We start from the raw sequence: 21110 nt of genomic DNA, 5'->3' as shown, positions 1-21110 counted from the left end.
CACTGCCCAAGCGTGTTGTTACACAGAAATGCCGACCGCTTTCCAGCCCTCCTTGACCGCCTTCTGCTCATCCTTGTTCACGCCATAAAGTCGCCCGGCGACATCGTAAGTGATGCGCGCGAAACGCAGGAACCCCGAGTTCGGCCGCAACCGTGCATCGCGCAGTGCGTCATACCAGATGCGCCCTGCGCGCTCCCAGGCAAACCCGCCTATCTTCGTCGCCACCTGATAGAACGCATGGTTGGGAATGCCGGAATTGATATGCACGCCGCCATTATCCTCGTAGGTCTGTACAAAATCATCCATATGCCCTGGCTGGGGGTCCTTGCCCAGCAGCTTGTCATCGAACGCCGTACCCGGTGCCTTCATCGAACGCAGGGCGGTGCCTTTGATTTTCTTGGTAAACAGCCCTTTGCCGATCAACCAGTCGGCGTCCTGGGCCTTTTGCTTCAAGGCATATTGCTTGATCAGTGAGCCGAACACGTCCGAGAGCGACTCGTTCAAGGCACCGGACTGATTGAAATACATCAGCTTGGCCTCATCCTCGGTGACACCGTGGGCCAATTCATGGCCAATCACGTCGAGCGCCACTGTGAACCGATTGAATAGCTGCTGATCGCCATCCCCAAACACCATCTGGGTCGAGTTCCAGAACGCATTGTTATAGTTCTGGCCAAAGTGCACGGTGGCGTCCAGCGCCATGCCGGCATCGTCGATGGAGTTGCGATCAAAGACCTGGTCGAAAAAATCGAACGTGGCGCCCAGCCCGTCGTAGGCTTCGTCCACTGCGGCGTCACCACTGGCGGGCTGGCCTTCGCCACGGATCAGCTTGCCAGGCAGGCTGTCGCTGCCCTCGGCGCTGTAGATCGAGCGCCGTTTGTCGGCGCCCATGGCCAGGGCCATATGGGCGGCCCCCCTGGCCGGCACCGCGACCATACGCAGCGAGCGGAAGGTGCTGTCTTTGGCACGGGTACGCAGCGCGATCTCGCGTTGGGCTTTATCACCGTTGCGCGCGATCTGGTCGAGCATATACGGCGGGATCAGGCAAAAAATCGGGTTGCGCTGTTGGCGAACACACATAGGCTGGCTCCTTGTTGGCGTGTGGCGAACGTCCGGGTAACCGTTTCAGGGTAGCCGACGGTGACTGCTTGGCCCAAATTGTCATGAAGCTATGTTGCAGTCGTGTTTATCCAAAGACCGCGAGGAACTACCGATGCCCGCACGTAAAGCCAAAATCGACCTTTCGCACCGCCCAAGACTCGCCGATCTGCGCCCGTTGATCGCGGTCAATCCCAGCCTTTTGGAAGCCCGGGCGGCGACGCCCCGTGTCACCCCCGCCAAGGATCTACAGGACCGACAGGGCTACGCCGAGGATTTTCTCAGCAGCTTCGCGGTGCCCTGGCCCAGCGCCGATGAGGCATTGGCGGATGACGTACAACCGCTGCGGCTGGACTACACTCATTTCTCGGTGACAATGTCACGTTCCCGACGACTGGCGCTCTACGTGGGCGTCAATATCGACGGCGGGCAGCATGTGGAGATTATCCGCAGCAACGACACCTGGGCCTACGATGGTCGCCTGCCGATCAGCGCGCAGGTGGGCGAAGCGCTCTACACCAACAATGGACTGGATCGCGGCCACCTGGTGCGCCGGCAGGACCCGAACTGGGGCGATGAGGCAAAAACAGCCAACATCGACACCTTCCATTTCACCAACTGCTCGCCGCAGATGAGCGGGTTCAACCAAAAGACCTGGCTGGAACTCGAAGACTACATTCTCAACAATACGCAACGCTGGAAAGCCCGGGCAACGGTGTTCAGCGGCCCGGTGTTCGCCGACGACGATCGCCTCTACCGTGGCATCAGAATCCCCAAGGCGTTCTGGAAAGTGGTGGCCTACCTCAGCGACGACGGCAAGCCCTCCGCCAGTGCCTACATGATCGACCAAAGCCGCGAACTGGGTCAGCTCGACCTGATGTTCGGCCAGGTCAGGACCTACCAGCGCAGCGTGATCCAGATAGAACAATTGACCGGCATCCGTTTCGCCAACCTCGCGGACTACGACGGTTTCAGCAACGAAGAGCGCGCCACGGGCACGCGGATTGAAGCGCTGATCCGAGGGCCTGAGGATATTCGTCTTTGATCGGGCGCTCTCCGGGCTGTATCGCCTCGTCCTAATCAACTACCATACCGCGCCGGTTCCCGAACGGGACTAATAGGGAATTCGAAGCGCGGTATCGCGCGTCAATCGAAACTGCCCCCGCAACTGTAGGTGCCGAGCCTGCTCCCCACTGCCACTGGACCGCGTCCGGGAAGGCCGGAGCGTGGCGATGACGCATCAGTCAGGAGACCTGCCGGCCCAGCACAATCACTAACCGGCGGGGTGTCCGGGAAGGACATCCTTGCCTGCCCGTTCGGCAGCGTTCGAGGGCGTATTTCCGAACCGTACCTCCCCTGTTTACACGTACGGTCCACACGGAGATTGCCGCATGCTGCCACGCGTTACCGCCCTGATCGGCGGCCTGGGTTTCTGCGCCCTGGCCCACGCCGCACCCACGCATTACCCGCTGACGCTGGAAAACTGCGGCAGCACCCTCACCTTCCAGCAGGCGCCCGCGCGCAGCGTGACCATCGGCCAGGCCGCCACCGAAATGCTCTATGCCCTCGGCGTGGCTGACCGCGTGGTGGGCACTTCGCTGTGGTTCAACAGCGTGTTGCCGCAGTTCAAGGCCCAGAACGACAGCATCGAGCGCCTTGCCAATAACGAGCCAAGTTTCGAAGCGGTGATCGCCAAGCGCCCGCAACTGGTGGCCGCCGAACTGGAGTGGGTCGTGGGCCCGCAAGGCGTGGTCGGCACCCGCGAGCAGTTTCACGAACTGAAGATCCCCACCTACCTGCTGCCCTCCGACTGCGAAGGCAAGGACAACCTGGTGGGCGCCGACGGCACGCGGCTGGAGCCGTTCCGTATCGAGACGATCTACAAGAGCATCCGCCAGCTGGCACAGATCTTCGATGTACAGGATCGCGGCCAACAACTGAACAACGCGCTCAAAGCGCGGTTGACCAAATCCGTGGCCACCGTACAAAGCAAAGGCCTCAAGCACGCCAGCGCGCTGGTGTGGTTCTCCAGTTCCGAAATGGGCAGCGACCCGTACGTGGCCGGCCACAAAGGCATCCCCGAGTTCATGCTCGAAACCCTCGGCCTGCACAACGTGGTGCAATCCGACGAAGAGTGGCCCGCCGTCGGCTGGGAAACCATCGCCAAGGCCAACCCGACCTTCCTGGTGATCGCCCGCATGGACCGCCGCCGCTACCCCGCCGACGACCATGAAAAGAAACTCGCCTTCCTGCGCAGCGACCCGGTCACGCGCAACATGGACGCCGTGAAAAACAACCGCATCATCATCCTCGACGCCCTGGCGCTGCAGGCCAGCATCCGCATGTTCGATGGCCTTGAACACCTGGCCACGGCCATCGACGGCTACGACCTGCCGCAATGATCCGGACCTTACTCGCCCTGGCGCTATTGCTGATCGCCGTGCTCGCCGGCGTGGCCATCGGCGAAACCGCCATCTCGCCCCAGGTGGTGCTGCAGGTGCTCGCCAACAAACTGTGGGCGGCCGGTTACGTGTTGGACCCGATCGATGAAGGCGTGGTGTGGAACTACCGCCTCACCCGCGCCCTGGTTGCCGCCGCCTGCGGTGCGGGGCTGGCCACCTGCGGGGTGATTTTGCAGTCGTTGCTGCGCAACCCACTGGCCGATCCCTACCTGCTGGGCATCAGCGCCGGCGCTTCGACCGGCGCGGTGCTGGTGGCGCTGATGGGCGTGGGCGGCGGCCTGATTTCACTCTCGGCCGGCGCCTTTGTCGGCGCGATGGCGGCGTTTGCCCTGGTGATCCTGCTGGCGCGGGCCAGTGGTTCGTCCAGCGGCACCGGGCAGATCATCCTCGCGGGCATCGCCGGCTCGCAGCTGTTCAACGCGCTCACGGCGTTCCTGATCACCAAATCAGCCAGCTCCGAACAGGCGCGCGGCATCATGTTCTGGCTGCTGGGCAACCTCAGCGGCGTGCGCTGGCCGTCGGTGTGGCTGGCAGTGCCGGTGGCGGTCACGGGCTTGGCGGTATGCCTGTGGCATCGTCGCGCGTTGGATGCGTTTACCTTCGGTACGGATTCGGCCGCGTCCCTGGGCATCCCGGTGCGCCGCGTGCAGTTCGTGCTGGTGGGTTGCGCGGCGCTGGTGACCGCAGTGATGGTGTCCATCGTCGGTGCCATTGGCTTTGTCGGCCTGGTGATCCCCCACGCGGTGCGCCTGCTGCTCGGCACCGGGCATTCGCGCCTGCTGCCGGCGAGTGCGCTGGGAGGTGCATTGTTTTTGATCGCGGCAGACGTGCTGTCCCGCACCTTGATCAAGGGCCAGGTGATTCCGGTCGGCGTGGTGACGGCCTTGGTGGGCGCGCCGGTGTTTGCGCTGATCCTGATTGGCCGGAGGAATGCGCGATGAGCGTGCTGAGTTGCACCGGCCTGGGCTTCAAGGTGCGTGAGGCCGAGTTGCTGCGTGATATTCACCTGGAGGTTCAGCTGGGTGAAACCCTGGGGATTGTCGGGCCGAATGGCTCCGGCAAATCCACCCTGCTCAAACTGCTCGCCGGGCTGCGCACACCGGCCAGCGGCGACGTGCGCCTGGGCGGCCAACGCCTGGGCGACCTGTCCCGCCGCGCCATCGCACAACAACTGGCGGTGGTGGAACAACAGGCCGACACCGACGACGCCATCCGCGTATTCGACGCTGTGGCCCTGGGCCGTACACCGTGGCTGTCGGCGCTGAGCCCGTGGTCCAGCGAAGACGACGCCATCGTGCGCCAGGCCCTGCACGACGTGGACGCCACCCACCTGAGCCACCGTGCCTGGCGCAGCCTCTCCGGCGGCGAGCGCCAACGCGTGCACATCGCCCGCGCCCTGGCGCAACGGCCACAGATCCTGTTGCTGGATGAGCCGACCAATCACTTGGACATCCAGCATCAACTGGCGATTTTGAAAGGTGTGCAAGGGTTACCCGTGACCACCCTGATCGCCCTGCATGATCTGAACCAGGCGCTGACCTGTGATCGCCTGGCCATACTGGATCGTGGGCGCCTGGTAGCGCTGGGCAAGCCGCTGGACGTGCTGACGCCGCAGCGCTTGCAGGAGACATTCGGGGTGCAGGCGCATTACCTGACGGACCCGTTCGATGGGGCGCAGATACTGCGGTTGCGGCCTAACTGAACAGCACATATCCACTCCCTCAAACCCTTGGCAAATCCAGAAACCAATCGCCCCTGGTAGAAACGGATGGGTGTACATAGGTTGCTTCAAATCACGCCAGGTTCGTCGGCATCCCGGCTGCGCTGAGCATCGGGAAAAGCTCGGCACGGGCCTGCAGGACGAAGATCAGCGTTTCAGGGATGTCGGCTGCGCTGACGGCCTGAATGGTCGGCCTTGGGTTCATACAACCTCAATCTGCGTAATCCCCACCCACTTCGCCTGCTCCAGAATCTCCTCCGGGGTCGCATCCGCAGGGGGCATGATCAGGCCATTCTCCGCATCACCGAAATGCAACTGCAGCAAGTGCAACGCCGCATCATGCAAGGGCAATTCAGGATGCTTGAGTTCGAACACATGGCTACGGGGTTCATCGTTGAACAGGTAGTTCAGGGTGTATGTGCGCATGGTGGGGTCCTTCTATATGGGAGAGGAGCATCGGATAAACCTGACCATGTGATCAGCGTTAAGTTGCCTATCCGCTTACGACGAAGATAATCAGGTAACCCTTTCAGACAATTCCGAGCGGCACAAAAAAGAAAAATCAATATCCTGGATCGCCATCCAATGGCTGGGGCCGCGCAGTGACGTGTCAATCGAATGAGTGAGTCGACAGCGATGAATATGAGTGAGCTACCAGGGCCCGGCGCCCGACAGAATGATAAAAACCGGAAGATCATCCAGGCCACCGTTGCAGCGAGAAACCTGGCAAGCGCGGCGAACAATACCAAGTGGAACGAGCTGATCACCCACTTCCGCCAGCGCAGCGGTTGGCAGCCGTCCTATCGTTCCAAATCCATCACAGGCTATATCTCGGAATGGGACGTGGAGTGGTTTTATCACTTGCCGTTCCCATTTGCTTACGTCGAATGGTTCGACATCGGCTTGTGGCAAGCAGCGCCCTCTTTGGGAGTGCTACTCCCCCAAACATACATTGACCATACCGAAGAAATATCGAAAGTCGTCGCGCAGATTGGGTTCGAGTTTGAAGTGCAAGGCGACGTTCTGAGAATTTGGGGCTACCTTCCAAAATCCTACGAAGACTTTCCGCCTGCATAAGATGAAACATCGATGAGCCGAGTAATCCACTCTCGGCTATAGGCAAGCACGCGTCCCCCCATCGCCACCGGAAAATGAATAAATCCATGGGCCGACTCCGGCAACAGGTGTGCTTCAGCGCTGGGCCACCGCTCAGCAATCAACAGCGTGTCATCCTTGAGCGGGTCCAACTCCCCCACAAACATCAACGCCGGGGGCAAGCCGGTAAGGTCACCATACAACGGCGATAACGGCGGCTGCCGGCGCTCATCATCACTCAGCCCCGGCGTGAGCATGCGCAACGCCTCCACCATCCCCGGTCCATCCAAAAGCAACGTCTCCGGCCCCGCAGCGCGCACGCTCGGTGTGCCGGCCAGGTCATAAACGCCGTAATACAACACCGCGCCGCTTACGCGCTGAAGCAGTTCAGGCCATTGCTTGAGCGCCAGCAGCGTCGCCGCCGCCAGATGCCCACCGGCCGATTCGCCGACGACGATGACCGGCAGGCCGGCAAACTCGTCTGCGCTGAGCAACCAATGCGCGGCGGCCAAACAGTCCGCCATCAGCCCCTCGACCGGCGTATCCACCGCCAACCGATAATCCACCGACACCACCGCCACGTCACACGCCTGCAGCATGCCCAGGTTGAGGTCGTCATCCATCTGCGCATTGCCGATCACCCAGCCGCCGCCGTGGATATCCAGCACTACGCCCTTGGGCTTGCCGCTTGGCCGCAGGATGCGCACGGGGACGTTATCGACAACCCTGCTTTCAGCCGGTGTGGCGCGCTTGATCGTTTGGCTGACGCGCAACAACGCCTGGATCAAACGCGGCGTGATGCGGTTGCGGATCTTGAAGCGCGGCAGCCAGGCGAGCTTCTGATTGAAGCGGCGCATCTGGGCCAGTTCCGCCTCGCTGGCGGGCCAGGGTTGGTGGACCATCAGCGATTATTGCGCAGGATCGAGAAATTCAATGCCGCCGCCACACACAGCCACGCCAGGTACGGGAACAGGATCAGGCCGGTGATCAGGTCCAGGCGCACGGCCAATACCACCATCGCCGCCACGGTGATCCACAGCAACACGATGATCACCATCCCGGCGAGCAGGCGATGCGCGCCGAAAAACACCGGCGTCCATAGGGTGTTCAAGGCAATTTGCGCGGCCCACAACGCCAGCACCATTTGGCTGCCGGGGATCAGGCTCAAGCGATAACCGGCCCAGGCCAGCAGCAGGTAGATGAGCGTCCACGCGACCGGGAACAGCCAATTGGGCGGAGTGAAGCTCGGTTTAACGAGGGACTCGTACCAGGCGCCGGGCTTGAAAATAATGCCGGTACTGGCAGCGGCGGCGCAGGCTAGCAGGAAGATAAAGAAGGTCATCGTCTGTCCTTGGCGGGAGTGGGTTGAACCTTGGACGTGCAGCACCCACGTAAAAGTTCAGCGCAAATCAACTGTAGGAGCGAGCTTGCTCGCGAAAATCGCCAACGATAACGCAGCGCCCCAGCCAAAGCATTCAGGCATCCCCAACCCCTACAATCCTCAGCCAAGGCCAGCGCGCCTGATAACTGCGCGCCTTCTGCTCAAACAACGCCTGCTCCGGATGGAGTGGATTAATCCGCAAAATCCCCAGCTCCACATCCTCCAACCCATACGGCGCGTACACCTCGCCCGTGGCAATCTCCAAGCCGATGCACGTACCGGCCACCAGATAACGATCGACCCCGTCGCGCGCCGAATGCAACTGCGGATAAGGCCGACCAAAGCGCTGAGCGTACCAAAGGTGCACCCGCGCCTGGTTCTTGACCTCGACATTGACGCCCAGGTCTTTGAACAGCTCGTCCGCCGCACGAATCACCGCGTCTTCCGCCTCGTAGGACACGTCGGTATCGAAGTAAAAAACGTAGTAGTCCTTCACGCCCTGATCGGCAGGCAAATTCGCCTGATGGTTCCAAACCGCCTGAAACAGACACCCCGCCGTGAGCATGCACTGGTCCACCCCAAGGTCAGGCAGGCGCGCAGTGATTTCGGCGTTGATGGGGTTGGCCATGGCCAGCTCGAGCAGGGTTTCGACAGTCAATGTCATGCTGACTCCTTCGTCATCGGTACGGTCCTGGGGAGCAACGGTACAACATTGAGCGCTGTCGCTGGCGCCTCTTCTTCACGTCACTAAAATTCGCTAAGGTGCCTCGATGCCCTGCCCTCATCGAGATCGCCCACCTTGGCCCACTCCCCCGCTGATCGCCGCGAAAATCCCTGGTCGGTATTTCTGATTTTCCTGCGCCTGGGGCTTACCTCCTTTGGCGGCCCGATTGCGCACCTGGGTTATTTCCGCGAGGAATTCGTGACACGGCGGCGCTGGCTGAGCGAGCGCAGTTACGCGGATTTGGTCGCACTGTGCCAATTTCTGCCCGGCCCGGCCAGCAGCCAGGTGGGCATCGCGCTCGGCCTGTCGCGCGCGGGCTATGGCGGCGCGTTGGCGGCGTGGCTCGGGTTTACCCTGCCGTCGGCCGTGGTGCTGATTTTGTTGGCGCTGGGCATCGCCCGGCACAGCACCGCCATCCCGCCCGGCGCGCTGCATGGCCTTAAAGTCGTGGCCGTCGCCGTGGTCGCCCAGGCCGTGTGGGGCATGGCGCGCAACCTATGCACCGACGCCCCACGCGTGGCCGTGATGCTGCTCGCCGCCTGCGTGGCCCTGCTGCAAACGTCGGCGTGGGGCCAGGTCGGCGTGATCCTCGTCGCGGGCGTGGCCGGCCTGCTGCTGTTCAAGCCCACACCGCCCACCGCGCACGACGCCCTGCCCGTGACCATCAGCCGCCGCGCCGGGACACTGTGGCTGTCGCTGTTTGTGCTGTTGCTGGCCGGCCTGCCGATCCTCGCCCAGTTGATTCCCAACGCAACCCTGGCCGTGACCGACGCCTTCTATCGCACCGGCTCGCTGGTATTCGGCGGCGGCCATGTGGTGCTGCCCTTGCTGCAAGCCGAAGTCGTGCCCCGCCACTGGGTGAACAACGACGTGTTCCTCGCTGGCTACGGCGCGGCCCAAGCCATGCCGGGCCCGTTGTTCACTTTCGCCGCCTTCCTCGGCGCCTCGCTGAACCAAGCCCCAACCGGCTGGCTCGGCGGACTGCTCTGCCTGCTGGCGATCTTCGTCCCATCGTTTTTATTGGTGATGGGCGCACTGCCTTTCTGGGAAAGCCTGCGCCGCAGCCCCCATACCCAAGCCGCCCTGGTGGGTGTGAACGCAGCGGTCGTCGGCCTGTTGCTGGCGGCGCTGTACCAACCGGTGTGGACCAGCGCCATCTTCACCATCCAGGACTTCGCCCTGGCACTGATTGGCCTGGCGGCGCTGATGCTGTGGAAACTGCCACCGTGGCTGGTGGTTGTAGGAAGCGGCGCGGCGGGATGGTTATTAAGTCTGACGGTGTGAGCCCTGCGGCTCGATCGCCACATCTCGCTGATCGGTTTTGTAGCCAACGGTTTCACCTAATGAGTCCACAAGCTTCATCGACCAGGTATTCCTGACGGATTAGTCCGAGCCAATTAGTGAAATGGACTACCTGCATTGATGTGCAAGTCGGACATAGTCATCACCATGATTTCTACTTTGCTCTGCGAAGAGTTCGGTGGCCACGAAGTCATTTTCGCACTCGGCGCAACGGAAATCGGCTGCATCCCCACGCCCGTCGCGAGTTTTACGAGCGGGGGAAACAAACAAAAAGGCTCTCGCTGAGCAAGCGTTGCCGTACCCGAAGGGGTACTGGGCCTGAAAAGTAAAACGTACAAGGAATATTCATGGCTATTGTATTGTCGGGACATGGGTTGGCATGTGGAGAACACTCACCGCCGTTTGCATTGCCGAAAGGGTTCATCCTTTACTTCTGGACCGCTGATGGCATTCCTATTCGGGATGAAGTGGCTGCCAGGATTGAAGCAGATCCGGACGCGATGAATCTTTTCCAAGCCACAGCCGTCATCTCCAGGGGCGGGTTGGTGAAGAACTACTGGCTGATGGACTCAACCAATCCCCCACTGATGATCCAAACCCCACCATTCCCCCATCATCAAACGGTGCCAGGCGCCGGTGATGCATGGCTGTTAAGTGAGATCATGGCAAGTTATGACGCCAGTGGCTGGGGTGACCTTGTCCATCCGACCCCGGTGCATTGGTGCGCCTGCCGAAGCAATCTACCGTCGCCTCCCATTTGGCAACAGTCACTCAGGCCTCAGCTACCGGCTCCGAATAAACCTGCGTGGAAACGCTCGTTTTAGCCCTTCAACTCACCCGCCCGATTACTCGCCGCGTCGTCATAGGCTACATACAACGACTCGGCGATTTGGCTCTTGATGGCTTTGGTGGATTCCAGACCGAGCACAAAACCTTCAGCCTTGCCGCCAGCGCGGTTGAGTTCTTCATGGGTGGCGGCGCCGGTGATGGCGTCGAGGAGCTTGGCGGCGTGAGGGCCTACGCCTTTGGGGAGGGAGATTTGGTCGATGGTCATTGGGATGCCTTAAAAACTGAGGAACGGCAGCGCATAGAACCGCTCCCGGGGAGGTATGGTAGACCGGTACGGGCACAAAAGGGCCGTTTTCATCCCTAATTCACTTTCCGTCTGCATTGGTGGGCAACCTTGCGCGACCACGAAGTTGCAAATAAATCCATCCCCTTTTAGACACCCTCCACTTGACCTACTCCGGATCGTGGCAACAGACGCAAAGCTTGTTTCCTTCAGGGTCTCGAAAGTACGCACCATAAAAATTCGGGTGGTATTCGGGTCGCAGGCCGGGAGCGCCTTCGCATGTTCCACCCAATGCCAACGCCAAAGCATGGGCGTTGTCTACGGTTTGTCGATTAGGTGCCAGCAGAGCAATCATTTGCCCATGTCCTGGCGTCGCGGATTCGCCGCCGAACGGTTTGCCCACCACAAAAAGAGGGCGTTCAGTCTCCGGGTGTTTCCAGCCAGCCCATGGGCGTTCACGTTCAGTGAACTTGAGATCAAGTCCGAGGATCTGCATGAGCCCTTGATAAAACACAAGTGCTCGACTGAAGTCATTCACTCCGATGAATACATGCGAAATCATTTTTTGTCCTAAACAGAGTAAACCTTCTCGCACCATACCAAGCATTTTCAGGCTGTTTTCAACTACGAGCCTGAAACGTACTCCGTCGGTCGTGGAAGCTGTGTTTACACGCCTGCTCTTCTCACTTATTGCTTGACCTGCGGTCATCGGTAGAGTTTGAAAAGCGTTACACCGCAAGTTTGGAGACGGCCTAAAAACTCGGGACGATTCAGAGCGCTTTGTCTTTTACAATACTTCCACCAACTCAAATTCTTCTGCCACAAGTTCCATAGCCTCGTCGAACGAGCCCTCCCTCTGGAAAAAATCTTTATGACCCTGCATCCAGTAACTGAGGCTGAGATCCCCTTCACCTTCCTTCCTTGCAAGGTCATGATCTACGTCGCAATAACGAATTATACGCATCGACACAACTCTAATTACACATACAGGTTCGCCCTTACTGTTGAGGATGATGCCGTAACCGCCAATAGTGGGGGGCTTATCTTCATGTTTGAATGACGAAAGTGAACTACACGCAGCCGTTTTTATTCCTTTAGCAACAAGTTCAGCCAGCTCATCCGCCATTTCTGGAGCATCTCCAAATGACCATGAAATGGCCCCGGGGTACTTAACTTTTAAATCATCAATGATATTCATAACGAAATCCCGTTAAATCCTGTCATTTGCTACAGCATTAGCACTCATAAATCGTCACGATCAAGGCCGACGCGAAACTCAATGGCTGGAATTCTTTATTCTGGACCAACGTCGTATCTTCGGACCAGGTATTACAAGTAACCTCTTCGGTGTTCCAATTTACAAAAGGCGGTAATCGACCCTAAGCGGACATAACTCCGTGCATTATCGTTTTTCCACAACAACCACATAATCGGAGAAGTCGACATCACCCACCCCGTCGCTACATTCCAACGTCATCGTGCCATCGGTCCCGTGGACGTGAATTCCAGCATTGCCAACCCATGCATTCATACCAAAAGCGCTCTTCCAGACGTTCCAGATTTTTAGAACGTTTCCACCTTTAGAAAACACTTCTATCTCCAAAGCATCGGGACTGGTATCAGACCACAAAACTATTTCGGGACAGCCGTTGCCAGAGCCTTCGACGACGATTTGCCCGCCCATCATCTTTAATGCCAATCCTTGCACTCGACCGTTCGTAGCACCCAATCGACGAACTGAAAAGACGGTTCTGGGCTCTGTGATCTTGATCTCCATGATCGCAACGACAGTTTTTCCATTGAAACTTATGGGCTTCCCTTTGGTGCGCATAAATGTAGAGGAGAGTGTTTCTTCCATTTTTTGATCCCCGGAATCTCTCAGGTGCCTTGCCTCAGTTTGGCCTAGCGAGGTTAGCATCCCTATACCTTAAGGGATTATGAATGGCTGCTTTTGGCCGAAAGCGATCCTGACCTTCACTGCATTTGCCCTGCTGGGCGCGATGTACCATCGCCATCAACGCCTACATGGGCCTGCACATGCGCCGCTGGTTCGCAGCGCCGAACGCGGTTAAACCTGTTGTAGAAAGGCATCTATGCCCCGGCGCGTGAGCATCGCTACACTGCTCACCCACACCTCACGAATGGATTCGAAATTGCGCCGGTTTGTCGTTCCTTTGGTTGCGTTGCTCCTGGGCTATCTGGCCTATCTTTTAATCACGTTCGCTATCACCGTATGGCGCAGTCCGCACAGCGTCACGCTGCTGATGGGTGCGGTCTATGACGAAGGCCTGGTGGTCGATAAAAACCCGGTCAAGGCTGCAGCGTGGTATTTGCGCGCTGCTGAAAACGGCGAACCTGTCGCTGAGTATAAAACCGGCCTTTTCACTTACTACGGGCGCGGCGTAGCGGTGAATCATTCCAAGGGCCTGGAGTGGATCACTCGGTCGGCCGAGCATGGAAACCCGGATGCCCAGTATTTCCTGGGTATTTCCAATATTGCAGGCCAGGATCAACCCAGGAGTTTCTCCCTGGCAGCCATGTGGTTTCAAAAAGCCGCCGAACAAGGACATGCCAGAGCACAAGGAGACCTCGCGAGGCTTTACTACCGAGGTGACGGCGTTGAGGCGAGCGACCAGCAGGCGTTCGCATGGGCAAGCAAGGGCAGTGCTCAAGGAGATGCCGAGTCACTCATACAGCTGGCAACGCTTTACGCACAGGGCAGAGGCGCGCCGGTCGATCTTGAGCGCTCGGTCAAGCTACTTGCTCAGGCGGCCGAGACCGGCAATGCCAAAGCTTACGAAATGATGGGCCTCGCGATGCTCAGTGGTAACGGCACACCCAAGGATGTACCCGCCGCCGTGCAGTGGTATACCCGTGCTGCCGAACAAGGTCGGGCCGATGCGCAGTTCATTCTCGGCTACCTCTACAACAAGGGTGATGAAATACCGGCCGACTACCCGACAGCGAACCGGTGGTTGCTCAAGGCTGCGGCGCAAGGACACGCGTTTGCAACCGCCCTCCTCGCTGTGCAGATGGACACCGGCCGAGGTTTCGAACGTAACAAGCTCAAGGCATGCGGACTTTTGCGCGTAGCATTGAAACGCAAGCTACCGAGAAATGAAGATGACATGCGCGGACAGCTTGAGCACGAAGAAAAGGCCCTTTCACCCAGCCAACTGGCCGAGGTTGCGGCGCTGGAAAACCTCTATTCAACTCCGGAAGGACTCGAACAACTGTTGGCAGATATAACGAACGTGCAGTAAGCAGACGAACGTAAACGACATATCAAACCAAGCCTTCACGATCGAATTGCCTACGCATGCGTCTGAACCCGCCGGCTTATCCAGACAACGTGCCCCCTCAGCAGGTGCTCCAATTACGGCAAGGAAACCTTGTATTCGGCGAGCTTGGCCTTGTGCTCCGCCTGCACGTACTTCTTGTTGACCATCTGCGAGAACTTCATGAAGTCGGCCTTGGCGTCTTCCCTGTTGCCCAAATGGTCGTACGCGATCCCGCGCGCGTAATAGGCCCAGGCATAGTCCGGCTGACGCTGAAGGCCGGTACTGAATGCTTCAGCGGCCTCCCGGTACTGACCCAGGTCTGTCAGTGCGAGGCCAAGATGATAGTAGGTCGGCATATTGAAGCCGGTCCCCTTTCCTGCTTCTCCCATGCCGTTGTCAAGGTTGTACTGCACGAGCTCAAGGGCTTTTTTCGGGTTACCAGCGGCGCGATACATGGCGCTCAAGTCCAGGTAGGCGCGCGGCTCAGGCTTGACCAACAGTTGCATGGATTTCTCCTTGGCGGCCAAGGCTTCGGGAAAGCGCTTGAGGTTGAGGTAGGCGTCGGCCTGCACCGCATAGATCAAACTATGCAGCGAGGCAGGCAGCGTAGCTTTCTGCAGGCACAGATCACCTTCCTGCAGCACCAGAGGGTAGTTTTCGGCTTTGGATGCCTTCAACTGATTAGCGCAGTGGGCAAGGTTGGCTTTTTGCGGGTTCTGCATCCCTGCACAACCTGTGAGGATGACGGAGCAGGCAATCAGTGCGAGCCAGCGAGTCTTCATGATAAGCATCCTTGTCAGTCAAGCAGATGAGCGTTGAGGTCAGGGCGATAGACCTGCAACAGCGGCGCGGTCACGGTGCCTTGCAGCGAGCAGAACACGGTGGTGTGTCCCACGAGCGACGGTGACGTGTCGCCCGCGTCGACCATCAGCACGCGGTCTACGAAACCAAACGGCGTAGCGACGCCAGGGCCGGTCAGCCCTTCGGTGCGCCATTGGCCGATCGGGTCACCGACACGGCGAATTTCGGCGCGAGTAATGGCTTTGCCCTGACTGACAAAGCGTGTGTTATCAACGATCAGTGGCTTGAGCTTTGCGGCCACCTCTTGCGGCGAGCCATCGGCTACAAAACCCCAGAACAGAAAATTGCCGACGTCCTTGATGGTTTGGGCCTGGTTGTAATAGCCGACCATACGCACGCCGTTAACGATCAGGGGCGTTTCGAAGTGTTGGTAAGTGCCACCTTCCTGCAGCGGACTCATGATGGTCGGTGCCTTGACCGAGCCGTAGTCACTCAGGCGCAAGGTGCCTGCTGGCAGACGGGCGTCGCGCAGGCTCTCGAAGAAATGCGCATCGCAACGAGAGAACTCCGTCAGCAGTTGTTCAGGCGTGGTGACGGTCTGGGCCTGGGCTGTGCAGACGGCGCCGAAGGCGAGCAAAGCAACGCCGGAAAAAAGAGAGCGGAACATTAAAATCATCCGTGAAGTGGAAACAAAAGCTGTCGGCCGGTGAGTTGAGAACTTTAGCAATACAGGCTTGCGGGAGAAATCCAGCTTCTCATGTTTTGGCTGAACGCAGGCATGGCGCGAATGTCAGACCCCGGCGTCTCCACGCACGCGCCATCCAACTAGCCCGCCGGCCCCGCCACCGCCCTGTGCGGGCGAACATAATAATTGTCGAACTCACTGCTTTCGACGAATTGGAAGCCGTGGCGGGTATAAAAGCGATTCGACGCGCTTTCTTTAAGAGCCCCCACTTTAATAGGGAGTGCAGCGTTATCCGCCTCTTGGAAAACCTGAATGAGCACTGCCGCGCCGATCCCCGATCCTTGCGCGCTCGGCCTCACATATAAGTGGTCGAGCAGGAATTCATTCGGATGACGCTGAACGGCTACAAAACCCACCCTCTCTCCAGACACCTCAATGTAACGTGTGTCGCGGGCCTCAAAGCCGCTGACAAACCGCTCGCGAGCGCGTGCAGGGTCGAATCGCCCGACGCGCTCCAGACTTTCACGCATGGCTTCAATTCGAAGGGCGACAAGATCGTCCAAGTCGCTTTGTTGAGTTGGGACCAGGACCACCGGGGAATTTTGATTGAGGGTGACAGGCATATTTTGCGCTCTGAACATGGCGGTTCAAACATGACGTCGAGCCACAACCGCGTCAACTGATCGCATCCGCAGCTTGAACCTTTTCTCACTGTCTACACACACCGCATGAGCCTCTCACAGATTCAGCCTGCTGCGATTGAAGCGCGCCGTTATTCCGAATCCATCTGCCGACCTGTCAACATTCACAGTATCCGCCCCGGCTGTCACCGTTCAGAGTAAAGACTACTCAGCCGAGGAATTCACCATGCACATCTCCAGTTCGAGCCTACTGCCCATTCGCGCCGCATCGATGATTTTGCTGTGCTCTGCGGTACTGGTCAGCCTTGCAGCCTGTACATCGAGTTCTAATACCAACACGGCCGGCAGCATGTGCCCGGGCATTGGAAGCATCCAGCAGACCAAAGCGGAAGACGGCTATAGCTACACCGCCATCTCGCCCGGCAGCGGCTGGAGAGGTGAGAACCCCTATGCACAAGAGCACTACCTCAAAGGAATGAAATTCGAGTCGGCCGCTATTCGCACTGCACAAAGCAAAGGCGAGCCCGAATATTATTTCGTAGCCTGTGACTACGAAGGGCCGGAGCAGTTTGCGTTTTTGAGAATGTCTCAGCGCTTCCCTGTACGACCTCGCGCAGTAGGCCCTAATTGGACGGCAGACGACTTCTGCCGAGCAGATTCGGTGCACGGTTGCCAATTCACAATATTCACCGAAGTACCGTGATCGATCTTCGCTGTGAGGTGATACTCCAAGCGAGAAACGGCAGGCTGGGCCTGCCAACTCAGCGCGCGCACTGCTAATCTTGGGCGTTTGGCCCTTGCAGGATCTCCATGCCGCTGACCAACCGCGAAACCGCCCGCCTCGAACGTCGCCTCATCGCCACCCTCATCGACGCCTGCGAAACCGCCAAAACTGAAATCCCCGGCTTCGACTGGCTGACCCACACCGTCGACTACACCACCTTCCCCCAAAGCCTGCGCGTGATCTGGGTGTTCGACAGCCGCGCCAGCAAGGAACACGCCCTCTCAACCGGGGCCGATCAACGCATGCGTGAGCTGACCGCCGCCGCACTGCACGACGCCGACGTGCACGGCGCGTCCATGGAACGCTGCGTACACTTCGACTCCGAAGAAGAATGCCGCCTGCGCCATGACGGCGATTGGCGCCTGCGCCTGGCCAAGGTGCATACGACCAAAGTATGAGTACGCCTCTTCACTCATTGGGTATGTGGATAAGACTATGCTATCGATGCACGTAGTCCCCACACACCCAGGCCCCACCATGACCCTCTCCACCCACTTCACCCCATGGACCGCCCTGCTCGGCGGCGCTCTGATCGGCTTGTCCGCCGGCCTGTTCATCCTGCTCAACGGCCGCATCGCCGGGATCAGCGGCCTGCTTGGCAGCCTGCTCTCCAGGCACGGCGAGGGGCGCGGGGAGAAACTGCTGTTTGTGATCGGGCTGCTGGTCTCACCCTGGATCTGGTCACTGTTCGCCAAGCTGCCTGAGTCATCGTTCCAGGTCAGTGGCTACGGGCTGGTGCTGGCAGGGCTGCTGGTAGGGATCGGCACGCGGTATGGCGCGGGTTGCACCAGCGGGCATGGCATCTGCGGGCTGTCGCGGTGGTCGCTGCGCTCGCTGGTCGCGGTCGGCTGTTTCATGGGCAGCGGGTTCGCCGCTGTCTACTTCATCCGCCACCTGCTGGGAGCCTGAGCATGCGCAAACTCACTGCACTGATGACCGGTTTGATCTTCGGCCTGGGACTGCACCTCAGCGGCATGACCAACCCGGCGAAAGTGCTCGCGTTCCTCGACCTCGCCGGCGATTGGGACCCTTCATTGGCCTTGGTGATGCTCGGCGCCCTGGCGGTGAGCAGCGTGCCCTTTTACTTGGTAAGGAATCGCCAGGTCTCGCTGCTGGGCGCGCCGATCCAGATGCCGACGCAACGCACCATCGACCGCCGCCTCGTGCTGGGCAGCCTGGTGTTCGGCATGGGCTGGGCGATTGCGGGGCTGTGTCCCGGGCCGGCAGTGGCATTGCTGTTGACGGGGCAATGGCAGGTGGTGGTGTTCACGCTGGCGATGGTGGCGGGCATGCTGATTTTTGCAGGGATTGAATCGCGCAGGCGGGGTTGAACAGCCTGCACGGCTTCATTTTTACCCCACACAGTAGGTCAGGCCTGCGCACTGAACCGCTGCACTCCACGCCGCTCATACATCGCCGCTTCCGTCTCTTGCGTCGCCAGCTCGCCTTTGGAGGCCAGTTGATTAATAAAAATCCGATCCCTGGACCCTTTGAAGTCAGACGGGTCGAAGTCTCTTAAGAGCGGCGCCAGATCAATGGTCTTGGCAAAGTTTTCGTTAGTCAGGCTGTAAAAGCCCAGGCCCGACCAGACCGAATCGGCGTCCACCGTGTCGATGGCGGCGTGCGGTAGGCAACGGCTGCGGTTTTCAGGCCAAGGGATTGATTGAGCAAATCCGTCAGCCGCTGGGTATCCGAGCTGCTGAGCTGACTGGCCGAATCCAGCACTTTCAGGCGGCCATCGGCCTCGACGGTGAAGCCGTATTTTTTGCCGGCCAAGTCGGGAGCGGTGGTCGACAGCGCTGACTCGAATGCCTTGAAGGAGGCCTTCAGCGTATTGAGCGCGCCGGTGGAAATTTCGACGAGCCGAGGGTGGTCTGGCGACTGGGTCCGACCGACCCAGGTGTCGACCACCTCCAGCGGCTCCAATGTAGTGCTTGCTGAGCCACTGGGATGGTAGACGGCCGCCGGGGCGGTATTCGCCACCGCTTCTTTCGCGGCATCTGTCAGTGGCCGGGCCACGAGCTTCTGGTCGGAAGGTGTAAGGCTGGTGTTGGCCGGCGGGAGATAGGCAGCGCTAACGGAAAGAGCCATTTTATCGATCCTTGATTGGCGGGTTCATACAGGTTATCGACGGCAAAGGGCCGAGCTTTAAGCGGCCAACGTGCAGGATCGTACAAGCCAAGCGCTTCGTTGCCTCGATAGTCTGGTCCTCTTACCTACCAGAGGATGGATCATGGCTACGTCACAGCACCCGGCACAACCGGTAAACCTCGCGCAAAAGGCGTCGCTCATCAACGAGCAGTGGAGCCCCAGGGTCGTCGCCGAAATGAACGACTACCAGTTCAAGGTGGTGCGCATCGAAGGAGAGTTCATCTGGCATTCACACCCGGAAACCGACGAAGCGTTCCTGGTGCTGGAAGGGACACTGCGTATCGATCTGCCGGAAGGCCCGGTGTCTGTGGCGGCGGGCGAATTGTATGTGGTCCCGCGTGGCGTTGAACATCGGACCGCCGCCGAGGGTGAGGCGAAGCTGATGATGATTGAGCCTCGGGGCATCTTGAATACCGGCCATGAAGGCGGTGAACGCACGGCAACAAACGATCTGTGGATCTGAAAGATTCGCGGGCGTCATAGGGCTCGGTCATTGAACCGAGCCTTTGGCGGGTAATTTCTGGATAATGCTCAGCTCCCGCCCCCGATACGGACATCCCGCTCGATGAAGTTGCCCACCGCCGCCCTACTCTTCGCTTCTGCGCTGCTGCCGTCCATCGCCCACGCCGACGACGCCGCGCTGACCGATACGCTCAAGGCCTTCACCCGCTGCGACGCGACATTCTTCAGCAGCCTGAACAGCCACCGCGACGCCTGGCAGGCCTACGCACCGCTCAAGCAGGAAAAGGATTTCTCGTGGATCGCAGTGGTCAACCGCGCAGACCGCAAGGCCAATGCGGTGCCGGTCAGCGCGCCGCCCATCGCGGGCTTGAAGCTATTGTCGTACGCCGACGAGGCCACCGACCTCGGCAATCTGGGGCTCTACTATTACTGGGGCTTTGTTGTGCAAGGCAATATCGACGAGGTTGCCCAACGCCTTGCTCCGCTGCTCGACCAACCTGCTCGCCTGCAAAAAGGCGACAACGCCTACATCCGCAGTGAACTCAAGGTCGACGACCGCTGGCAGGCCATCAAGCCACGGCCAGGCGTCGCGCCGGGCACCCGTGAGGTCGAGCGCGTGCTGCTGGTAGAGCCGGAAGGCACCGACGGCACGCAGTCGCGCATCAGTTGTTCGTTGCAGGGCGGTGTCGATGCGGCGCTGCTGGCCTGGTTGCGTCCGGACATCGCGCCGGTGGACTACCCGCGCACCGTCGTAGAGCCGAGCATCAACGACGTCGCCGTACCCGCCAGCGTGCTCCAGCGCCTCGACTCGGCCCTGCTGCAGCCGAAGTTCAAGACGTTGAGCTACACCTACCTGTCGAAAAAAAGCGATGGCAGCAACGACACCCCCACCACGGTGACCTTCACGGCGGTGGGTGGCTTGCTGAACAAGAACGAGGTCTACAGCGACACCTTCCATGTCGAGCGCCTGGTGCAGGCGGACCTGATTCAGTTGAAGTCGAAGATGAATGGCGTGGGCGATGGCCAGGTGCTGCTGACCCGCGAAGCCGAGCTGAATATTCCGAGCAGTTGGACGCCAGGCCAGACGCTGAGCGCCAACCTGCATATGGCGAACGTACCTGGCAAACCGACCGATACCCCGCTCGAGACCTCCGTGAGCTGCAAAGTCGGCCAGCGCTTCCCGGCCCGACAGGTGTTTGCCTCGTTGACCGGCGACGCCATCAAGCTTGAGTGCGAACAGGGTGACTACAAGACCTCGCGCGCCTTTATCGAAGACCTGGGCATTGCCCTGACGCTGGAGACGACGTCGAGCAAAATGCGCTCGGCGTATCAATACACGGCGTTCGAGGTGGTGCGTTGATCGAAGGGGCGTTTGCCAAGCAAACGTCCCGCTGATTCAGGGCACTCTAGGTTGCCGCAGCAGTCTGTTCCTACACACCCCACGCCCCGCG

General features: G+C 59.6%; 27 protein-coding genes, 1 pseudogene and 1 riboswitch. Of the genes and pseudogenes, 14 read left to right on the top strand and 14 right to left on the bottom strand.

The features are described from left to right. Nucleotides 1-18: 18 nt before the first annotated feature. Nucleotides 19-1080, bottom strand: a complete 1062-nt coding sequence (locus FIV39_RS12365; protein ID WP_090406712.1) for a M4 family metallopeptidase — start codon at nucleotides 1078-1080, stop codon at nucleotides 19-21. Between the two features lie 133 nt (nucleotides 1081-1213). Between FIV39_RS12365 and FIV39_RS12360 the strand changes: the two genes are divergently transcribed. From FIV39_RS12360 to FIV39_RS12345, 4 genes are all read left to right on the top strand, one after another. After that, nucleotides 1214-2143 carry a DNA/RNA non-specific endonuclease gene (locus FIV39_RS12360; protein WP_146371523.1) on the top strand — a complete coding sequence of 310 codons (930 nt, stop codon included), beginning with the start codon at nucleotides 1214-1216 and terminating at the stop codon, nucleotides 2141-2143. Nucleotides 2144-2179: 36 nt separating this feature from the next. Continuing rightward, nucleotides 2180-2373, top strand: a riboswitch (cobalamin riboswitch). Nucleotides 2374-2489: 116 nt separating this feature from the next. Next, the gene (locus FIV39_RS12355; protein WP_090406718.1) at nucleotides 2490-3500 is read left to right on the top strand and encodes an ABC transporter substrate-binding protein; all 1011 of its coding nucleotides are present in this window, start codon (nucleotides 2490-2492) and stop codon (nucleotides 3498-3500) included. Next, nucleotides 3497-4501: a FecCD family ABC transporter permease gene (locus FIV39_RS12350; RefSeq protein ID WP_090406721.1), complete on the top strand. Its 1005-nt coding sequence runs from the start codon at nucleotides 3497-3499 to the stop codon at nucleotides 4499-4501. Before FIV39_RS12355 ends, FIV39_RS12350 begins: the two co-directional genes overlap by 4 nt. Then, nucleotides 4498-5262, top strand: a complete 765-nt coding sequence (locus FIV39_RS12345; RefSeq protein ID WP_090406724.1) for an ABC transporter ATP-binding protein — start codon at nucleotides 4498-4500, stop codon at nucleotides 5260-5262. The genes FIV39_RS12350 and FIV39_RS12345 overlap by 4 nt, the downstream gene beginning before the upstream one ends. A gap of 91 nt (nucleotides 5263-5353) precedes the next feature. Here FIV39_RS12345 and FIV39_RS33400 read toward each other — a convergent pair whose 3' ends face one another. Both FIV39_RS33400 and FIV39_RS12335 read right to left on the bottom strand, forming a co-directional pair. Continuing rightward, nucleotides 5354-5485, bottom strand: coding sequence for a hypothetical protein (locus FIV39_RS33400; protein WP_261384780.1), 132 nt, complete (start codon nucleotides 5483-5485; stop codon nucleotides 5354-5356). Further along, entirely contained in the window at nucleotides 5482-5706 is a 225-nt protein-coding gene (locus tag FIV39_RS12335; RefSeq protein WP_090406727.1) for a hypothetical protein, read from the bottom strand. The genes FIV39_RS33400 and FIV39_RS12335 overlap by 4 nt, the downstream gene beginning before the upstream one ends. Before the next feature lie 192 nt (nucleotides 5707-5898). Between FIV39_RS12335 and FIV39_RS12330 the strand changes: the two genes are divergently transcribed. Further along, nucleotides 5899-6357, top strand: coding sequence for a DUF6678 family protein (locus tag FIV39_RS12330; RefSeq protein WP_244176377.1), 459 nt, complete (start codon nucleotides 5899-5901; stop codon nucleotides 6355-6357). Here the strand turns inward: FIV39_RS12330 and FIV39_RS12325 are convergent. The 3 genes from FIV39_RS12325 to FIV39_RS12315 all read right to left on the bottom strand — a co-directional run bounded on the left by FIV39_RS12325 (nucleotide 6333) and on the right by FIV39_RS12315 (nucleotide 8420). Beyond that, entirely contained in the window at nucleotides 6333-7277 is a 945-nt protein-coding gene (locus FIV39_RS12325; protein WP_090406730.1) for an alpha/beta hydrolase fold domain-containing protein, read from the bottom strand. The genes FIV39_RS12330 and FIV39_RS12325 overlap by 25 nt on opposite strands. Beyond that, nucleotides 7277-7717, bottom strand: coding sequence for a tryptophan-rich sensory protein TspO (gene tspO / locus FIV39_RS12320; RefSeq protein ID WP_090406732.1), 441 nt, complete (start codon nucleotides 7715-7717; stop codon nucleotides 7277-7279). Before tspO ends, FIV39_RS12325 begins: the two co-directional genes overlap by 1 nt. 133 nt (nucleotides 7718-7850) lie before the next feature. Next, nucleotides 7851-8420 carry a nucleotidyltransferase family protein gene (locus FIV39_RS12315; protein ID WP_090406736.1) on the bottom strand — a complete coding sequence of 190 codons (570 nt, stop codon included), beginning with the start codon at nucleotides 8418-8420 and terminating at the stop codon, nucleotides 7851-7853. Nucleotides 8421-8555: 135 nt separating this feature from the next. On the opposite strand from FIV39_RS12315, the gene chrA reads away from it, so the two are divergent. After that, nucleotides 8556-9764 (top strand): chromate efflux transporter, encoded by a 1209-nt coding sequence (gene chrA, locus FIV39_RS12310; RefSeq protein WP_090406739.1) that lies wholly within the window; start codon nucleotides 8556-8558, stop codon nucleotides 9762-9764. A 365-nt stretch (nucleotides 9765-10129) separates the two neighbouring features. Then, entirely contained in the window at nucleotides 10130-10606 is a 477-nt protein-coding gene (locus FIV39_RS12305) for a putative adhesin (protein WP_143513891.1), read from the top strand. Here the strand turns inward: FIV39_RS12305 and FIV39_RS12300 are convergent. The 4 genes from FIV39_RS12300 to FIV39_RS12285 all read right to left on the bottom strand — a co-directional run bounded on the left by FIV39_RS12300 (nucleotide 10603) and on the right by FIV39_RS12285 (nucleotide 12712). Further along, nucleotides 10603-10836, bottom strand: coding sequence for a hypothetical protein (locus tag FIV39_RS12300; protein ID WP_090406742.1), 234 nt, complete (start codon nucleotides 10834-10836; stop codon nucleotides 10603-10605). The two genes, FIV39_RS12305 and FIV39_RS12300, sit on opposite strands and share 4 nt — an antisense overlap. A gap of 187 nt (nucleotides 10837-11023) precedes the next feature. Beyond that, entirely contained in the window at nucleotides 11024-11416 is a 393-nt protein-coding gene (locus tag FIV39_RS12295) for a VOC family protein (protein ID WP_090406745.1), read from the bottom strand. Between the two features lie 225 nt (nucleotides 11417-11641). Beyond that, entirely contained in the window at nucleotides 11642-12052 is a 411-nt protein-coding gene (locus FIV39_RS12290; protein WP_090406748.1) for an ASCH domain-containing protein, read from the bottom strand. Nucleotides 12053-12256: 204 nt separating this feature from the next. Beyond that, complete coding sequence (locus FIV39_RS12285) at nucleotides 12257-12712, bottom strand: hypothetical protein (protein ID WP_186731515.1); 456 nt, start codon at nucleotides 12710-12712, stop codon at nucleotides 12257-12259. 295 nt (nucleotides 12713-13007) lie between these two features. On the opposite strand from FIV39_RS12285, the gene FIV39_RS12280 reads away from it, so the two are divergent. Then, entirely contained in the window at nucleotides 13008-14117 is a 1110-nt protein-coding gene (locus tag FIV39_RS12280) for a tetratricopeptide repeat protein (protein ID WP_090406754.1), read from the top strand. A gap of 113 nt (nucleotides 14118-14230) precedes the next feature. Here the strand turns inward: FIV39_RS12280 and FIV39_RS12275 are convergent, their stop codons facing one another. The 3 genes from FIV39_RS12275 to FIV39_RS12265 form a co-directional block, all read right to left on the bottom strand. After that, nucleotides 14231-14917 (bottom strand): tetratricopeptide repeat protein, encoded by a 687-nt coding sequence (locus tag FIV39_RS12275; protein WP_090406756.1) that lies wholly within the window; start codon nucleotides 14915-14917, stop codon nucleotides 14231-14233. A 14-nt stretch (nucleotides 14918-14931) separates the two neighbouring features. After that, the gene (locus FIV39_RS12270) at nucleotides 14932-15603 is read right to left on the bottom strand and encodes a hypothetical protein (protein WP_090406759.1); all 672 of its coding nucleotides are present in this window, start codon (nucleotides 15601-15603) and stop codon (nucleotides 14932-14934) included. Nucleotides 15604-15761: 158 nt separating this feature from the next. Beyond that, the gene (locus FIV39_RS12265) at nucleotides 15762-16244 is read right to left on the bottom strand and encodes a GNAT family N-acetyltransferase (protein WP_090410084.1); all 483 of its coding nucleotides are present in this window, start codon (nucleotides 16242-16244) and stop codon (nucleotides 15762-15764) included. Between the two features lie 244 nt (nucleotides 16245-16488). Here FIV39_RS12265 and FIV39_RS12260 point away from each other — a divergent pair, with 244 nt between their 5' ends. The 4 genes from FIV39_RS12260 (at nucleotide 16489) to FIV39_RS12245 (ending at nucleotide 18377) form a co-directional block, all read left to right on the top strand. After that, a complete protein-coding gene (locus tag FIV39_RS12260; RefSeq protein WP_143513892.1) occupies nucleotides 16489-16965 on the top strand; it encodes a hypothetical protein in 477 nt (158 codons plus the stop codon). A 107-nt stretch (nucleotides 16966-17072) separates the two neighbouring features. Beyond that, nucleotides 17073-17444 (top strand): hypothetical protein, encoded by a 372-nt coding sequence (locus tag FIV39_RS12255; RefSeq protein ID WP_090406763.1) that lies wholly within the window; start codon nucleotides 17073-17075, stop codon nucleotides 17442-17444. Between the two features lie 79 nt (nucleotides 17445-17523). After that, a complete protein-coding gene (locus FIV39_RS12250; RefSeq protein WP_090406765.1) occupies nucleotides 17524-17955 on the top strand; it encodes a YeeE/YedE family protein in 432 nt (143 codons plus the stop codon). Nucleotides 17956-17957: 2 nt separating this feature from the next. Further along, nucleotides 17958-18377, top strand: a complete 420-nt coding sequence (locus FIV39_RS12245; RefSeq protein ID WP_090406767.1) for a DUF6691 family protein — start codon at nucleotides 17958-17960, stop codon at nucleotides 18375-18377. Between the two features lie 38 nt (nucleotides 18378-18415). Here the strand turns inward: FIV39_RS12245 and FIV39_RS12240 are convergent. Then, a pseudogene (locus FIV39_RS12240) lies at nucleotides 18416-19137 on the bottom strand (hypothetical protein). Between the two features lie 142 nt (nucleotides 19138-19279). On the opposite strand from FIV39_RS12240, the gene FIV39_RS12235 reads away from it, so the two are divergent. Together FIV39_RS12235 and FIV39_RS12230 are read left to right on the top strand one after the other, a co-directional pair. Continuing rightward, complete coding sequence (locus FIV39_RS12235; protein ID WP_090406769.1) at nucleotides 19280-19660, top strand: cupin domain-containing protein; 381 nt, start codon at nucleotides 19280-19282, stop codon at nucleotides 19658-19660. Between the two features lie 102 nt (nucleotides 19661-19762). Further along, nucleotides 19763-21019 carry a hypothetical protein gene (locus FIV39_RS12230; protein ID WP_090406771.1) on the top strand — a complete coding sequence of 419 codons (1257 nt, stop codon included), beginning with the start codon at nucleotides 19763-19765 and terminating at the stop codon, nucleotides 21017-21019. Nucleotides 21020-21110 lie beyond the last annotated feature (91 nt).

Source organism: Pseudomonas grimontii, from assembly GCF_007858185.1.
GTDB lineage: Bacteria > Pseudomonadota > Gammaproteobacteria > Pseudomonadales > Pseudomonadaceae > Aquipseudomonas > Aquipseudomonas grimontii.
The sequence above is the reverse complement of the archived record's forward strand: the minus strand, read 5'-3'. Positions and strand labels throughout refer to the sequence as shown.

What these genes read in the sequence shown, in the direction of transcription:
- FIV39_RS12265 (WP_090410084.1), bottom strand. Translation starts at nt 16,244, where the DNA reads ATGCCTGTCACCCTCAATCAAAATTCCCCGGTGGTCCTGGTCCCAACT.
- FIV39_RS12245 (WP_090406767.1), top strand. Translation starts at nt 17,958, where the DNA reads ATGCGCAAACTCACTGCACTGATGACCGGTTTGATCTTCGGCCTGGGA.
- FIV39_RS12305 (WP_143513891.1), top strand. Translation starts at nt 10,130, where the DNA reads ATGGCTATTGTATTGTCGGGACATGGGTTGGCATGTGGAGAACACTCA.
- FIV39_RS12335 (WP_090406727.1), bottom strand. Translation starts at nt 5,706, where the DNA reads ATGCGCACATACACCCTGAACTACCTGTTCAACGATGAACCCCGTAGC.
- FIV39_RS12230 (WP_090406771.1), top strand. Translation starts at nt 19,763, where the DNA reads ATGAAGTTGCCCACCGCCGCCCTACTCTTCGCTTCTGCGCTGCTGCCG.
- FIV39_RS12235 (WP_090406769.1), top strand. Translation starts at nt 19,280, where the DNA reads ATGGCTACGTCACAGCACCCGGCACAACCGGTAAACCTCGCGCAAAAG.
- FIV39_RS12275 (WP_090406756.1), bottom strand. Translation starts at nt 14,917, where the DNA reads ATGAAGACTCGCTGGCTCGCACTGATTGCCTGCTCCGTCATCCTCACA.
- FIV39_RS12355 (WP_090406718.1), top strand. Translation starts at nt 2,490, where the DNA reads ATGCTGCCACGCGTTACCGCCCTGATCGGCGGCCTGGGTTTCTGCGCC.
- FIV39_RS33400 (WP_261384780.1), bottom strand. Translation starts at nt 5,485, where the DNA reads ATGAACCCAAGGCCGACCATTCAGGCCGTCAGCGCAGCCGACATCCCT.
- FIV39_RS12285 (WP_186731515.1), bottom strand. Translation starts at nt 12,712, where the DNA reads ATGGAAGAAACACTCTCCTCTACATTTATGCGCACCAAAGGGAAGCCC.
- FIV39_RS12360 (WP_146371523.1), top strand. Translation starts at nt 1,214, where the DNA reads ATGCCCGCACGTAAAGCCAAAATCGACCTTTCGCACCGCCCAAGACTC.
- FIV39_RS12300 (WP_090406742.1), bottom strand. Translation starts at nt 10,836, where the DNA reads ATGACCATCGACCAAATCTCCCTCCCCAAAGGCGTAGGCCCTCACGCC.
- FIV39_RS12345 (WP_090406724.1), top strand. Translation starts at nt 4,498, where the DNA reads ATGAGCGTGCTGAGTTGCACCGGCCTGGGCTTCAAGGTGCGTGAGGCC.
- FIV39_RS12365 (WP_090406712.1), bottom strand. Translation starts at nt 1,080, where the DNA reads ATGTGTGTTCGCCAACAGCGCAACCCGATTTTTTGCCTGATCCCGCCG.
- FIV39_RS12330 (WP_244176377.1), top strand. Translation starts at nt 5,899, where the DNA reads ATGAGTGAGTCGACAGCGATGAATATGAGTGAGCTACCAGGGCCCGGC.
- FIV39_RS12250 (WP_090406765.1), top strand. Translation starts at nt 17,524, where the DNA reads ATGACCCTCTCCACCCACTTCACCCCATGGACCGCCCTGCTCGGCGGC.
- FIV39_RS12290 (WP_090406748.1), bottom strand. Translation starts at nt 12,052, where the DNA reads ATGAATATCATTGATGATTTAAAAGTTAAGTACCCCGGGGCCATTTCA.
- FIV39_RS12325 (WP_090406730.1), bottom strand. Translation starts at nt 7,277, where the DNA reads ATGGTCCACCAACCCTGGCCCGCCAGCGAGGCGGAACTGGCCCAGATG.
- FIV39_RS12260 (WP_143513892.1), top strand. Translation starts at nt 16,489, where the DNA reads ATGCACATCTCCAGTTCGAGCCTACTGCCCATTCGCGCCGCATCGATG.
- FIV39_RS12270 (WP_090406759.1), bottom strand. Translation starts at nt 15,603, where the DNA reads ATGTTCCGCTCTCTTTTTTCCGGCGTTGCTTTGCTCGCCTTCGGCGCC.
- FIV39_RS12295 (WP_090406745.1), bottom strand. Translation starts at nt 11,416, where the DNA reads ATGATTTCGCATGTATTCATCGGAGTGAATGACTTCAGTCGAGCACTT.
- FIV39_RS12315 (WP_090406736.1), bottom strand. Translation starts at nt 8,420, where the DNA reads ATGACATTGACTGTCGAAACCCTGCTCGAGCTGGCCATGGCCAACCCC.
- FIV39_RS12350 (WP_090406721.1), top strand. Translation starts at nt 3,497, where the DNA reads ATGATCCGGACCTTACTCGCCCTGGCGCTATTGCTGATCGCCGTGCTC.
- FIV39_RS12255 (WP_090406763.1), top strand. Translation starts at nt 17,073, where the DNA reads ATGCCGCTGACCAACCGCGAAACCGCCCGCCTCGAACGTCGCCTCATC.
- tspO (WP_090406732.1), bottom strand. Translation starts at nt 7,717, where the DNA reads ATGACCTTCTTTATCTTCCTGCTAGCCTGCGCCGCCGCTGCCAGTACC.